A 13917-nucleotide genomic window follows, 5' to 3' on the forward strand; every position below is an offset into this window, starting at 1 on the left:
GCATGCTGCGACTAAAGTGTCCCCATTGCGGCGAACGCGATCACTCGGAATTTGCTTATGGCGGTGATGCCGGCGTGAAAATGCCCGCCATCGACAATGAAGATTTCGAGGCTTGGTACCAAGCGGTGTTTATCCGCAAGAATCCGCGTGGCCGCCACCTGGAGTACTGGCACCACGTACAAGGGTGCCGGGAGTGGCTGAAAGTCGAGCGCGATACAATGACTCACGAGATATTCTCCGTTGCCGCAGCCCGTGAAGTAGAGGAGGGCGCGCAGTGACCTCGCAGCCTTATCGCATATCTCAAGGCGGGAGAATCGATCGCTCCCAGCCACTATCGTTTTCATTCGATGGCAAAGCCTATGTGGGCTACGAAGGCGATAGCTTGGCCTCGGCCTTGCTGGCTAACGGCGTCCACCTGGTCGCCCGTAGCTTCAAGTATCATCGTCCGCGTGGAATCTATGGTGCGGGAGTTGAAGAGCCTAATGCCCTGGTCGCTTTACGTGAAAGCGGCCGTCACGAACCTAACGTGCGGGCAACAACCGCAGAATTGTATGATGGCCTATCGGCGCGAAGTCAGAACAACTGGCCGTCGCTGAAGCTCGACTTGATGGCCGTCAATGGTTTGCTGTCACCGGTATTTGGCGCGGGCTTCTATTACAAGACCTTCATGGGGCCGACCCGTAAGGCATGGATGTTTTATGAGCACTTCATCCGCAAGGCTGCGGGAATGGGCAAGCCGGGCCGCGAAGCCGACCCGGACCGCTATGAGAAAGGCCATCTGTTCTGCGACATTCTGATCGTGGGCGCTGGGCCGGCCGGAATCGCGGCTGCGTTGTTGGCGGGAAGCAGCGGTGCCCGGGTTATCTTGGTCGAGCAGGACCGGGAGTTGGGCGGATCATTGCTTGCCGATGCGGTTGGCAGTGCCGGCGATGTTTGGTTGGCCGAGCAAGTCGCAGCGCTGACTGCGATGAATAACGTGCGAATCATGCCCAGAACCTGCGCTTTTGGTGCCTATGACAATCTGACTTTTGGGCTGTTGGAGCGGGCCGCGGATCATCTCGCGGTACCCGATGCCTTGCAGCCGCGCGAGCGTTTCTGGACCTTGCGCTGCCGCCAAGCGATCATCGCGACCGGTGCGCTGGAGCGGCCAATCGTGTTCTCGCGCAATGACCTTCCTGGCATCATGTTGGCATCTGCCGCACGGACTTATGTCAATCGTTACGGCGTATTGCCCGGACGCAATGCCGTGGTGTTCACCAATAATGATAGCGGTTATGCGGCCGCCTTCGATTTAGCCGACGCAGGCGCAAATGTTACCATCGTTGACCCACGTCAAGACATTGGTCCCGATCTCTATCATGGAGCAGCGGAACGTGGCATCGACTTGCGCCCTGGACAGGCCGTTATCGAAGCGAACGGCGGCCAACACGTCAAAAGCGTTGTCGTCGGCGCCTATGATCCAGCTAGCGGTCAGGCAGGCGGGGCAACCGGTGCTGTAGCCTGCGATTTGCTTTGTTTGGCGGGCGGCTGGAACCCAACGGTGCATTTGGTTAGTCAACGCGGCACGCGACCGGCTTTCGACGAGGCGCTGGCGACCTTTATCGCTGACAGTGCGCCTGCCGGGTATCAGGTCGCGGGCGCAGTAACCGGGGATCTTTCTAGCAGTGGCGCTGTGGCAAGGGGTATCTCCGCAGGGCAAACTGCCGCCAAGGCTTGCGGTCAGGAGGGGCGGATAGAGGTTCAGACCCTTGATCCATCCCTGGGTGAAATTTGGACACAGCCCTTGTTGCCGATCTGGCAGGTCAGTCCTGCCAAGGGGAAAGCGACAAAGGCTTTCCTCGACCTGCAGCATGACGTTTCCACTTCCGATGTCGAATTGGCTCATCGTGAAGGCTATGTATCGGTCGAACATTTGAAGCGCTATACGACGTTGGGCATGGCAACCGACCAAGGCAAGCTGGCGAACGTCAATGCCTTGGCGATCATGGCCGGGCTACGTGCCGAAGCCATTCCCGAGGTCGGAACAACGACATTCCGACCACCATTTACACCTGTCACGATCGGTGCCTTAGCCGGTCAGGAAACCGGGCGGCACTTCCGTCCTATCCGCCGCACGGCGATGGAAGAGTGGCATCGTGCTAACGGCGCGGTCTTTGTTGAGGCGGGACTGTGGATACGTCCTTGGTACTATCCCCAAGAAGGCGAAGACCTGAACGCGGCATATCGCCGAGAAGCAGCTGAGGTCCGTAAGCGCGTTGGAATCGTCGATGTATCGACACTAGGTAAAATCGATGTTCAAGGGCCTGATGCCGGTGAGTTCTTGAATCGGGTTTACGTCAACGGCTTTGCCAAGTTACCGGTGGGTCGGGCGCGTTATGGCGCCATGCTGCGGCCGGACGGCATCGTCTACGATGATGGGACGACGTCACGGTTGAGTGAGGATCATTACTTCATGACGACCACGACGGCTGCCGCTGCAAAGGTCCTGTCCGAGTTGGAGTTCCTGCTGCAGACACAATGGCAGGATCTTCGTGTGCAGGTGACTTCTGTAACGGATCAATGGGCTGGAATGGCCGTGGCGGGGCCCAAGAGCAGGGCGTTGCTGGAAGACGCCGTTGAGGATATCGATTTGTCGAACGAGGCTTTTGGTCCGATGAGTGTCGGAACTGGTCGGGTCGGCGATATCCCTGTGCGTATCTTCAGACTGAGCTTCTCCGGTGAGTTGGCCTATGAAGTCTTTACGCCTTCGGGGTATGGAGAAGAGCTGCTTGACCGCTTGGTTCGGGCGGGTAAGCCGCATGGCGTGCTGCTCTATGGTCTCGAAGCTATGGGCGCACTTCGGATTGAGAAAGGCCACGTGACCCACTCCGAGATCGATGGACGTACAACCTTGGACGATATTGGCCTTGGCCGTATGGCCAGCAGTAAGAAACCCTATATTGGAAAGGTTTTGGCGCAGCGCGAAGGACTTGTCGACCCGAACCGACCCAAATTGGTCGGGCTGGAGGTTGTCGAGGAAGCTGACAGAATTGGCGGTGGTGCGCTGCTCTTCGGCGCAGCGGCCGTTAAGGAAGGGCACGGTGAGGGTCATGTGACGTCGGTCACATACAGCCCGCACAAAAGCCGTTACATCGGGCTGGGTTTCCTGGCTCGTGGAGATCAGCGACAGGGCGAGATCATAGAAGCTCATGACCCGGTTAGGGGACGTGTGACGAAGGTGAAGGTCGTCTCATCCGTTTTCTATGATCCAGAAGGGGAGAGGACAAATGCCTGAGGTGCGTTCGGCTTTGCAGAGCGGGTATCCAGCTCCGGGGCATTATGGTCCAGAGCACTTGCAGGGTGTGACCTTGCAGGAGGATTTGACTAGGGACCTCGTGCAGGTCACAGCCTGGACAACACAGCGCGCCGCTGTCGCCGCTGCCCTGGAAGAAACGCTCTCCATTGCGCCGCCAAAGAGCGGTGGCGTTGCCACCATGAAAGAGATGACAACCTTGTTCCAGGTTGGCCCCGGTCGCTATTGGGTGTCCGCACCGCGTGAAGCACGGCTGATGGACAAGCTATCGGCACGGATCGATAGCGACCTGGGGGCGGTTACCGACCTTGGGCACAGCCGCACCACTCTGCGGATTTCCGGCCCGGCGGCCCGAGACGTTCTGGCTAGAGGCTTTGCCATCGATTTGGATCCGACCCAGTTTGGGCCAGGTGCCTTCGCTCAGACGGTCGTGCACCATATTGGCGTCATGGTGCACAGGCCTGGAAACGATGAGGCATTGTTCGAATTATTGGTTCTACGCACTTACGCCTTAAGTTTTTGGGAATGGCTGTTCGATACGGCGCAAAGCTTTGGTTGCACACTGGAGGCGCGGAAGGTCTGATAGGGTGTTTGCAGCTATCCTTGAAAGACCTATATGACCGCGATTCTTACGGTTACGGTGAACCCCACTGTCGACCTGTCTTCCGAAGTGGAGACCCTGCGACCACATAGCAAACTGCGATGCGAGCCCTTGTGCCGTGAACCTGGCGGCGGCGGCATCAATGTCGCGCGTGTCTGTCAGCGGCTGGGGGCGCCTGCGACGGCTGTCTACACAGCAGGCGGGGCTACCGGCGCCATCCTCCACGACCTCCTCATGGGGGAATCGCTGGATGGAGAAGCGGTTTCGATCACAGGTGAAACGCGCGAGAGCTTCACGATTTTCGAGCAGAGTAGCCAGCGGCAGTATCGATTTTTGTTCCCCGGCCCCAATGTGAGCGAGGAGGAGGGGGCCGCATTGCTGTCCGTCATCGAAAATTGCGAGCCGGTGCCGGCGTTTGTCGTCGCAAGTGGCAGTATCGCACTTGGATTGGGGGAAGGTTTCTTTGCGAGGCTCTGCGCGCTTTCGAACACTCTTGGTGCGCGCTTTGTCCTCGATACCCACGGACCGGCGCTTCGGCGCGCGGTGGCCGCGGGTGGCATCGACATCTTAAAAGTCAACTTGCGTGAGCTGCGCGAGTTGACCGGTCGTAGTCTGGAGCGGGAAAGTGACCAGCTTGAAGCCGCACGCGGCCTCGCCGCCGACGGTAGCTGCAGGGTACTCACCCTCACCCTGGGAGACAGGGGTGCCTACGTAACCAGTCCGGAGGGAAGCTTTCGGGCGCAGGGCTTGACGATCAAGACCGTTAGCGCCGTGGGCGCGGGCGATAGTTTTCTGGGCGGTTTTCTTAGTCGGCTGTCTCGGGGAGACAGCCTCAAGGAAGCATTTCGTTGGGGGGTGGCGGCGGGCAGTGCGGCCTTGCTGACACCTGGAACCCAGCTTTGTGAAGCCGACGCCGTTAATGAACTGCTGAGTGCTGTTAAGGTGGTGCCGGTCTCGTTGCCGGCGTAGGATACAAACGCGATGCCCTTTCGGGGTTTGGCGGCAGGGTATTATCCTGCGGAAAGCGTTTGTTGCGTCATTTCCACAAAGATTGTTCTTACAGGCTGTAAGTGGATTGCCTCATGGTGGGTGTAACGCTTCGCAAGGCATCGGTTAGGGCACCTTCGACACCGCCTAGCTATGTCGCTTGCTTCGCCGGTGTTTTTACCGAAGCGGAGTGTTTGCGGTTGAGGGACTTGGTCGATCTCGATCGTCCGGAACCGGCGGCCACAAAGGCGGGTTACGCGCCGCTCGTTCGCCGCAGCACGATCGCTTGGGTGCCGGAGAGTCCTGCATGGGAGTGGACGGATAAACGGATGGCCACGCTGTTGGCCGACGCTAACCGCGAACATTTTGCATTTGAGTTGCTGGGATTTGAAGAACGACTGCAAGTTGCCCGCTATGAAGCCATTCGGCGCGGAGCCTTTGATTGGCATTGCGACCGGGCGCTTTCTGGGCTTGCAGCAAGCCGAAAGCTATCAATCACGGTCCAACTGTCGGAGAAAACAGAATATCGTGGCGGCAATCTGGAGTTCTTTGGGAACGGAAGGAAATGGAGAGCGCCACGCGAACGTGGAACCGCAATCGTTTTCGCGTCCTTTTTGTCGCACAGGGTGACGCCAGTCACTCACGGCGTGCGCCACAGTTTGGTTGGTTGGGCGCACGGGCCAGATTTTAGGTGAAGGTTTGTACCGTCAGGTCGCTCTATCCGGCCCCGGATCCTCATCGACTTTCGTAGAGTTCCCCTCGCGCAGCGTTTGTATGAAATCCACGGCGGTCAGGATCAAGACACCAACGACCACGACGGACAGATCGAAGAAGGGAACGGTATAGATGATGTAGACGAGAAAGCTGGCGAAAACCATGTAGGCAATGAATGCATAGATCACATCCTCGGACTGGCGTAGACGAGAAAGCAAAAAGATCGCGAAAGTCGTCCCACCGATGATGAGATAAAAGTGCATCTCGATGAACTTCATTAACTCTTGCATGGTCAAGTATCCTTCATCAGCCCAACAGTGTCCTGCACTCTATTCAGGCTTCTCATTGTCTGTTACCGCGGCATCCACGGTCTTTGCGAGCCAGCGCGCGACGCGCAGCAATCGAGCGTCATCGCCCCTACTTGCAACCAGTTGCACACCGAGCGGTAGCCCGTCGGGGCCCTGTAGCAACGGGAGCGTGATGCAGGGGAGGCCGCAGAACGTCCAAAGCGTAGAGAAGATTGGATCGCCGGTTTTACCTAACCCATTCGGAGCCTGCCCTGGTGTTGCCGGCGTCAGGATGGCGTCAAAATTCTCGAACAACTCATCCAGGCCATTTCGTAAAGCTTTGCGGCGATCCAGGCCTCGATTGTAATCCAAAGCCGTTACCTTATGCCCTTCCTCGATCATATCGCGAAGCGTTTGGGTAAGTTGGTCCCGGCCTTTCTCGTAGAAGGGGTTTAGGTTCTTGGCAAGGTCGGCGACCATGATCCGGCGATGGTGGAGATCCGCTTCACCGTAAGCGTCACCCAGTTCCACCTGGACGCTGGTATCGCCCAACAAGGCAGCCAGTTCTTCGAAAGCCTCCTTGGTGTAGTCCTCGGCTCGATCCCAGAAAGGGGACGGCACGAAAGCTAGGCGTGGCGTTACGGGCGGCGCTTCACTCGCTACGCGCAGCAGAGGCGGCGGCGCTTGGGCCGTCATGGCTGGATCCGCGGCATCAAATTGCATCAAAGTCTGCCCGAGTAGTGCGCAATCCTCGACGCTTCTGCCAAATACACCAACGGTGTCGAAATGTCCCGAACCGGGCAGCACGCCCTTACGGGAAATCAGACCGAAGGAAGGTTTGTAGCCGTAAACGCCGCAGTACGACGCTGGACGTACGACCGAACCGTTGGTTTGCGTGCCAATTGCCAGTGGTGCCATGTAGGCGGCCACTGCCGCTGCCGACCCGCTTGAAGAGCCGCCCGGCGTGTGGTCCGCGTTGTGCGGGTTCCGGGTTTTGCCCGGCCCAAACACCGCAAGCTCTGTGGATACGGTCTTACCTAGAACGATGGCACCGGCTGCTTTAAGAACGGAAACCAGGGTTGCGTCTTCAAACGGGCGCCGTCCAGATTGCAAGACAGTTCCGTTCTCGGTTGGTAAATCCCTGGTATCGATATTGTCCTTCAGTGCCACAGGCAGTCCATGCAGCGGTCCGAGGGGTAGTCCATGTTGCTTGCGCTTATCCGCAGCCTCGGCTTGCCGCAACACGAAGCCTACATCGAGGTGTGCCCAAGCCTGTACATCCGGATCGACGGCTTGGATGCGGGCAAGATAGGCTTCCGCCAGTTCGGTAGCTTTGAGACTGCCGTCGCGAAGTTGCGCAGCAGCGTCACCGGCACTTAGACCCAGCAGGGCCTCTTTCGCCGAACTTTTGGCGCTTGAACCGATTGTCTTGCTCGTAGCACTGCTATTCTCAGTCATTGTGCGATCAGCCTCCGCCCGTCGAGTAGACAGTGTTGGGCAGCCAAAGCGCGATGCCTGGGAAAACATAAAGCAGAACCATACAAATCAGCACCAAAGCGAGATAGGGCATCACACCCTTGAATATATGGACCAGCTCCACGTGCGGCGGCGCGACACCTTTCAGGTAGTAAGCGGACATCGCCATGGGCGGGGTCAAGAACGACGTTTGAAGGTTAAGCGCGACCAGTATCCCGAAAAACAGTGGATCGATCTCAAAATAGTGGACCAGGGGCAGGAAGATCGGCACGAAAATAATAATGATCTCCGACCACTCGAGCGGCCAACCAAGCAGGAAGATGATGATCTGGGCAATAATTAGAAAGAAGATCGGAGACAGATCCAGCCCGATCACGAACTCCTGGATGAGTTTGTCGCCGCCAAGAACCGAGAACACGGAAGAGAACAGCCAGGAACCGACGAACATCCAGCACACCATCGCGGACGTTCTCACTGTCAGGTATACCGACTCCCTCAGTCTTTCCCAAGTCAGCGCCCGATAAGCAAAGGCAAGGACCAGGCCGCCCAAGGCACCAGCCGCCGCCGCCTCCGACGGCGACGCCCATCCAAAGAGGATCGCACCGAGAACCGAAAGGATCAGAAGTGCCAGAGGCACGAAGGAGGTGAGCATCAACCAGAGAATCTGCTTCTTATCCACGCCTTCGACTTCTTCATCGGAGAGGCGAGGCGCAAGCTTGGGGTTCAACCAGGCACGCGTCACGACATAGATCATGTACATGCCTGCAAGCAGAAACCCTGGGAAGATGGCACCAGCGTATAGCTGGACGATGGAGACGCCTGATGCAGCCGCATAAACGATCAGCATGATCGAGGGTGGGATCAAGATGCCTAGGCAACCACCGGCGCAGATCACGCCCGCCGCAAAAGAGGTATCGTACTTGGCCTTGAGCATGGCCGGAAATGCCAGCAAACCCATCAGCGTTACAACAGCACCGATGATGCCGGTCGCCGTTGCAAAGAGCGCACAGGTCGCCAAGGCCGCGACGGCCATGGAGCCGGGCATCGAACGGGCGGCGACCTGGATGGAATAGAAGAGGCGGGCAACGATGTTGGCCCGCTCGACCACATATCCCATAAACAAGAACAACGGTATCGCCGTTAGAACGTCACTCGACATGACCTCATAGGTTTTCGAGGTGATGAGGAAAGAGAGGCGTCCCACGACGCCAGGATCGAGTATGGATGACATGTAGGAGGGATCGTAAAAGGCATAAACACCGAATAGGACGCCCATACCCATGAGTGTAAAACAAATGGGAAACCCGAGCAAAATGACCAGGATGAACATGGCCAACATCATTACCGCGACTTGGGGGTCGGTCATTGCGGCTTACCTCCCGATGCGGCGTCACCGGTTATCTCTGGGCCGCCTGTGCTGACAAGAACCACGTCTTCATGCTGGTGCAGCAGCATGGTTTCCATTTCCTCCACATCATGAAGCCGATCGGGCCACGCGCCGTCCTTGATGCAAATGATGCAGCGTAGGACCTCCGCGATACCTTGCATAAACAGCAGGACAGCCGCGATCGGGATGATTGATTTGAACTGTGCGATAGGGACACCGGCAGGGCTGTTAATCGACACCTCGCCTGTACCCATGTTGAAACCCCAGGATTGTGCGGCGTACTGTGCGCCGACGATGATCATCGCGATAATGCCAGGGAAAAACAGTACGAAATAAAGCGTTATCTCGATGATGGCCTGAACTCTGGGCTTCAGGAGTCTGAAAATAACATCGCCGCGAACGTGGCCGTTCCGAGACAACGTGTAGGCGCCCGCCATCAAAAACAGCGCCCCGTACATGATGTAACTCAGATCAAATGCCCAGGCCGTTGGGGCTCGGAAGAGCTTCCGAACAATAATCTCGTAGCTTACGCCCAAGGTCATTACCAAGACACACCAAGCGAATGCCTTGCCTGTCCAGGCGCTGAATTTGTCGATTGAGAAAAGGAAATCACGCATGCGTTCCCATCCGTTCGCGTTGTCGGGTGGTGTTCGTAATGCGCCGCTTCTGGCTAAGCTTTGGAGCGTTCCAACGACAATCCAGAATACGAGCATTCACGGGTGCTTAAGGGCGGCACCGGAGCGCCGCCCTATCAGCGTTATGCGATTTAGCTCATTACTCCAGGATCAGAAGTTAATCTCACCCGGGAAGTAATGTTTGAAGGCCAGCTTATAGTCTGCTGAGTTGATCAGATCGTAGAAGGCGACCCGATGTGACCATTCGCGCTGGGAGTCCACAACTTTCTTGAAGAAAGCGTCCTTGTTCAATTCTTCAAGAACCTTATCCCAAGACGCTAGCTGTGCCGCCATCACGGAATCCGGCGTGCGGTGCACCTTGACACCAGCCTCGTTGATCAGCTTCTGCAGATCGTTCGAGTAGTTATCCATGGCCGTTGCATAGTTTGAGGTGTTGGCTGCTTCAGCCGAATACTCAAGAATCTTCTGGTGCTCTTCCGGCAGAGATTCAAAGCGTGCCTTGTTGAAGATGATTTCGAAGAATTCTGCAGCTTGGTGGTAAGAACCCATCATGTAGGTCTTCGAAACGTCCTGAGCGCCAAACCGGCTATCGGACGTCGGGTTGTTGTACTCAAAGGCTTCGATAACGCCACGCTCCAGGGCTGGCACGATTTCGCCGCCCGGCAACTGAGTCACCTGCAGGCCCATACCCTGCATGATGTCCGTAGCCAAGCCAACGGTACGATACTTGAGGCCTTGGAGATCGTCTGCGCTCTTGATTTCCTTCTTAAACCAACCAAGCGGCTGAGTCGGCATCGGCATGCAGAAGAACCCAACAAGGTTCAAGCCGAGGATATCCTGCACCAGCTCTCTGTATAGCTCTTTACCGCCGCCCTTGTGAATCCAGGCCAGAATTTGCGAGGCGCTGGCGCCGAACACAGGACCGGTTCCAAAGAGGGATGCTGCTTTATGCTTGCCGTACCAGTAAGCGGTAACTTGGTGCCCGCCATCCAGAACACCATTATGAACGGCGTCTTGGACCTGGAACGCGGCCACAACCGCACCGGATACAAGGTATTCGATCTTGAGGCGACCACCGGCCATATCCTCGACGCGCTTGACGTATTCTTGCGCCATTTCATTGAAAATATCCGCCGCACCCCAGGCACCTTGCATGCGCAACGTTACGGTCTGAGCCCGTGAAACCTGCGGAAATGCGATGCTGGCGGCAGCGGCTGCACCGGCAACGCCAGCGCCCTTTAGAAACTTACGACGATCTGGCGTTTGAGCCTTTTCTTCTGAAACCTTAACCTTCTTTTCGGAGACCTTTGTCATGCTTTCCTCCCGAAATGCGTGCGTTAAGAGCCAGCCCGTTCTTTTTTTGCTTAATGACGGGTCACAACTCTGCTTACAGAAAAACAGCGTAGGGGGTGGTATCTAGGACTGCAAGTCAAAGTACATGGCATAAATCGAAAGTGATGATTATCGCAGGGGCGAAATAACCTTTCATCCAATCACAGACTGCAGATATTTGCGTTCTTGTGCTGTGGCAAAAAAGCAACAATTCTAATAATTGAATTGATGCGGGCTGTTAGCTGTTACCCAATAGATGATGAAAAACCTTGAAAAATGGCGAAATCATTTAACAGCTGTTCTGGACAAGATGACCAGTCGCGCGTGATGTATTTGTCATAATTTTCCTGTAGAAACATGAAGATACCGGCATCAATGCTAAGCACCGGTGTGCGTCGTTAAAACGCAAAATTTGTTCGGAAATATCCTTCGTATGCCGGGACATAGACGGAATTATCGCTAGTCGTAGGTCTTCGTTAATCGCTTGATACAAAAATCAGCGCTATGTATCGTTTTGTAAGGTTCTGGCAACCTAACAAGGGGAATGAGACGTGAAAAAGCAATTTTACAGAGTATCTGCCGCAGCCGTAGCGTTGCTCGTGGGTATGGGAGCAACCGGCGCGCAGAGTGCAACGCTGAGTGAGGCGATTGCTCAGGCATTGGGTTTTAATCCACGCATTAAAGCAGCAGACAGCAACCGGGAGGCAGTCAATTACGAGTTGCGTCAATCCCGTTCATTCTATCTGCCACAGGTTGATGCGACCGCGGGCATAGGTGTCGCGTCGATCAACGATTCGATCACCCGGAGTTCCGGAACAGACGACTACAGCACGATGCAGCCGGAGGAATACGGCATTATTCTCCAGCAGCGTTTGTTCGATGGCTTCGAGACCGACAGCCTAGTCGCTCGCGATAAAGCACGGTTCAAGGCGGCCAGCCGCAGGGTCTATGAGACTTCGGAATTTTTGGCGCTGGATGTGACTGAATCCTACCTCAACGTCGTCCGTGCACAGAACTTGTTGGCTTTGGCCGAGGAGAACGCTCGGATTCACGAGGCAATCCTCGATTCCTTGCGCCAGCGGGGCAGTGGCGGCGTAGGCAATCGTGCCGACATCGACCAGACGGAAGCGCGTTTGTTGCGCGCCCGTTCCGTCGTCGAGGATACGGAGAACAGCCTTCAGGATGCTCGCGCCTCCTATACGGCGCTCGTCGGTGAGCTGCCACCTGCGCTTGACGCCCCGGGCTGTCCGACCGGCAGCATACCCCCGGGTGAAGCCGAAACGTTGGCTCAATTAATTGCCCAGAACCCGACATTGAGGGCTTTGGATGCCGACGTGGAGGCCAACGACGCCCGTGTCGACCTTTCTGAGTCTCCGCTTTATCCGCGGTTGTCGGTTGAGGCGAGTTCAACCTACCGCGACGACCAAGACGGTGCGGAGACCTGGGAGTGGGATAATCGCGTCATGCTGATGATGCGCTGGAATCTTTACAGCGGCGGTCGCGACGTTGCTGGTAAACGTGAAGCGGTGGCGCGTCTTGGACAATCGAAGTTCGAACGCAGCGTCGCGTTGCTGCAGGCTGAGGAAGAAACCCGGCAATCGTGGAACGCGCTGCGTGCATCGCAACGCCGCACCGGACTGTTGACTGACGCCGTTGGCTCGTCGCGGGCAACCCGTGATGCCTACCGTGAACAGTTCCGCGTCGGCAATCGAACGCTCCTTGATGTGCTGGATGCGGAAAACGAAGTCTTCGTGGTCAGCAGCGAGTTGGTGGATTCACAAACGGTTGAGTGTTTCCAGCAGTATCGTATCCTCGCGCTGACGGGTGGTTTGCTCAGGTCGGTCGATGTTGCCGCGCCAGCGACGACCGATGAAACGCCACCTTCGTTTGAAGACACTATCTTAGTTGAGTAGTCGAAAGGCGGGTCCTATTGGCTGACCAGGCGAGCAATTCCCTGGATTTGTTTGGAGGCGAGGCGCCGGATGCGAATGCTCCGGCGCCTGCCGACACTTGGGTGCTGGACCTTGGCGACCTAATTGCTGACGCCCAAGGTGAGATCGTTGTGGCGGAAACCGCGGGAGCGCATCTTACCATCACCGCCAGCGCGTCCATTTCGGCGACAGGCTTGGCTGAAGCGCATACGACGAGCGCCGGTTTCGATGTAGATGGCTACAATTTTGTCCGTTTCGACAACGGAATTACACTCTATTACGAAGATGGGATGGATCTGTCCCTTCTCGCTCAACACGGCACAACTGGCTGAGATAGCGTTCTCACACCTGTTTCCTTGTTTCACCTTAGTTAATGTTCTCAGTTGCGGATCAGGCGCCGAGCGCTGGGACACGCGCGGCAGCTTTTGGTGGTGCAAACCAGGCAATGTAATTCGGCGGCGTTTCCGCCCGACGCTGCAAGCGGATGAAACTGATTTCCGTTGCGGTTAATTTGCCTGGCAGAAGCACAAGCGCCTGGCGGACTGAAAGTTCCGTCTGGCCGGTCACCAAGCCATCCCAGAAGCGGGCGAAGGATTGGCCCATTTGCAGCCGTAGCAATGACCCCAAATCCGCGCCGACCAACGTCCTTCGTTCACGTCCTAGCCAATTCAGAACAGATGCGTTGCAGTCTAGAATCGTTGCCTGCGCCGAAAGAAGAACGCCGGGGCAGGGGGTCAGGTGAAATACGTCAAGAACCTCGGATGACGGCTCATCTTTCTTGCTGGCTTTCTTGAGCGAACTTCCTTCCATACTGCCGAATGCAAGGCGGGCCAGACAGTCGAGCATGCAAACGCCTCTGAGGTAAGCCGTCAGATTGCCGCTCACATAATCCCTGCTCATACGGCCAATGAGCGGACCAAGTTGCCGCTTCTCAATCCTTGCCACCTCTTCGAGGTACTCCCAAAAAACTTCTTCCAGACGAATGGAGGTTCGCTTTTTCCTGAATTGTAACGTCCGCGTGCGCGTCGTTAAGGAGCGGACCGGGGCACGCTGCGGTGCTGCGTGAGGAAACCCGCCCCTGTCCGGGGGAGTTGCTTTGGGGGGCACTGTCACGGAGTTAGCCATATCAGTCCGATCGATAAAATTCATTTAAACAAGCATAATATATTATGTCGCATTTAGTAAACAAAGTATTGTCCGCCTTCCGATTCCACGTCAAAGTGTCGTCGAATACAAATTAAGACTGTGGGAGAGGTGTGCGCAGCGCGCCCGAAA

13 protein-coding genes are annotated in these 13917 nt (G+C 56.4%); 7 read left to right on the top strand and 6 right to left on the bottom strand.

What is annotated here, in order from left to right; all coding sequences use genetic code 11:
- The first annotated feature begins 2 nt into the window (after positions 1 to 2).
- From FHR98_RS08450 to FHR98_RS08470, 5 genes are all read left to right on the top strand, one after another.
- Positions 3 to 278: a sarcosine oxidase subunit delta gene (locus FHR98_RS08450; RefSeq protein WP_183416249.1), complete on the top strand. Its 276-nt coding sequence runs from the start codon at positions 3 to 5 to the stop codon at positions 276 to 278.
- Complete coding sequence (locus FHR98_RS08455; RefSeq protein ID WP_183416250.1) at positions 275 to 3274, top strand: sarcosine oxidase subunit alpha family protein; 3000 nt, start codon at positions 275 to 277, stop codon at positions 3272 to 3274. The genes FHR98_RS08450 and FHR98_RS08455 overlap by 4 nt, the downstream gene beginning before the upstream one ends.
- Positions 3267 to 3875, top strand: a complete 609-nt coding sequence (locus FHR98_RS08460) for a sarcosine oxidase subunit gamma (protein WP_183416251.1) — start codon at positions 3267 to 3269, stop codon at positions 3873 to 3875. Before FHR98_RS08455 ends, FHR98_RS08460 begins: the two co-directional genes overlap by 8 nt.
- A 33-nt stretch (positions 3876 to 3908) precedes the next feature.
- Positions 3909 to 4862 carry a 1-phosphofructokinase family hexose kinase gene (locus tag FHR98_RS08465; RefSeq protein ID WP_183416252.1) on the top strand — a complete coding sequence of 318 codons (954 nt, stop codon included), beginning with the start codon at positions 3909 to 3911 and terminating at the stop codon, positions 4860 to 4862.
- Between the two features lie 113 nt (positions 4863 to 4975).
- Positions 4976 to 5575 (top strand): 2OG-Fe(II) oxygenase, encoded by a 600-nt coding sequence (locus tag FHR98_RS08470; protein WP_183416253.1) that lies wholly within the window; start codon positions 4976 to 4978, stop codon positions 5573 to 5575.
- A gap of 12 nt (positions 5576 to 5587) precedes the next feature.
- Here FHR98_RS08470 and FHR98_RS08475 read toward each other — a convergent pair whose 3' ends face one another.
- The 5 genes from FHR98_RS08475 to FHR98_RS08495 all read right to left on the bottom strand — a co-directional run bounded on the left by FHR98_RS08475 (position 5588) and on the right by FHR98_RS08495 (position 10693).
- Positions 5588 to 5884 carry a hypothetical protein gene (locus tag FHR98_RS08475; protein ID WP_183416254.1) on the bottom strand — a complete coding sequence of 99 codons (297 nt, stop codon included), beginning with the start codon at positions 5882 to 5884 and terminating at the stop codon, positions 5588 to 5590.
- Positions 5885 to 5923: 39 nt separating this feature from the next.
- The gene (locus tag FHR98_RS08480; protein ID WP_183416255.1) at positions 5924 to 7339 is read right to left on the bottom strand and encodes an amidase; all 1416 of its coding nucleotides are present in this window, start codon (positions 7337 to 7339) and stop codon (positions 5924 to 5926) included.
- A 7-nt stretch (positions 7340 to 7346) separates the two neighbouring features.
- Positions 7347 to 8723: a TRAP transporter large permease gene (locus tag FHR98_RS08485; RefSeq protein ID WP_183416256.1), complete on the bottom strand. Its 1377-nt coding sequence runs from the start codon at positions 8721 to 8723 to the stop codon at positions 7347 to 7349.
- The gene (locus FHR98_RS08490) at positions 8720 to 9361 is read right to left on the bottom strand and encodes a TRAP transporter small permease subunit (protein ID WP_183416257.1); all 642 of its coding nucleotides are present in this window, start codon (positions 9359 to 9361) and stop codon (positions 8720 to 8722) included. The genes FHR98_RS08485 and FHR98_RS08490 overlap by 4 nt, the downstream gene beginning before the upstream one ends.
- A 168-nt stretch (positions 9362 to 9529) precedes the next feature.
- Entirely contained in the window at positions 9530 to 10693 is a 1164-nt protein-coding gene (locus FHR98_RS08495) for a TRAP transporter substrate-binding protein (protein ID WP_183416258.1), read from the bottom strand.
- A 569-nt stretch (positions 10694 to 11262) separates the two neighbouring features.
- Here FHR98_RS08495 and FHR98_RS08500 point away from each other — a divergent pair.
- Positions 11263 to 12624, top strand: a complete 1362-nt coding sequence (locus FHR98_RS08500) for a TolC family outer membrane protein (protein WP_183416259.1) — start codon at positions 11263 to 11265, stop codon at positions 12622 to 12624.
- A gap of 17 nt (positions 12625 to 12641) precedes the next feature.
- Positions 12642 to 12974 carry a hypothetical protein gene (locus tag FHR98_RS08505; protein WP_183416260.1) on the top strand — a complete coding sequence of 111 codons (333 nt, stop codon included), beginning with the start codon at positions 12642 to 12644 and terminating at the stop codon, positions 12972 to 12974.
- A 58-nt stretch (positions 12975 to 13032) separates the two neighbouring features.
- On the opposite strand, the gene FHR98_RS08510 is transcribed toward FHR98_RS08505, so the two are convergent.
- On the bottom strand, positions 13033 to 13791 hold the full coding sequence (locus tag FHR98_RS08510) for a ribbon-helix-helix domain-containing protein (protein ID WP_322091232.1): 759 nt from the start codon (positions 13789 to 13791) through the stop codon (positions 13033 to 13035).
- Positions 13792 to 13917: the final 126 nt, after the last annotated feature.

The sequence above is a fragment of the Limibacillus halophilus genome (assembly GCF_014191775.1).
In the GTDB taxonomy this organism is placed as follows: domain Bacteria; phylum Pseudomonadota; class Alphaproteobacteria; order Kiloniellales; family CECT-8803; genus Limibacillus; species Limibacillus halophilus.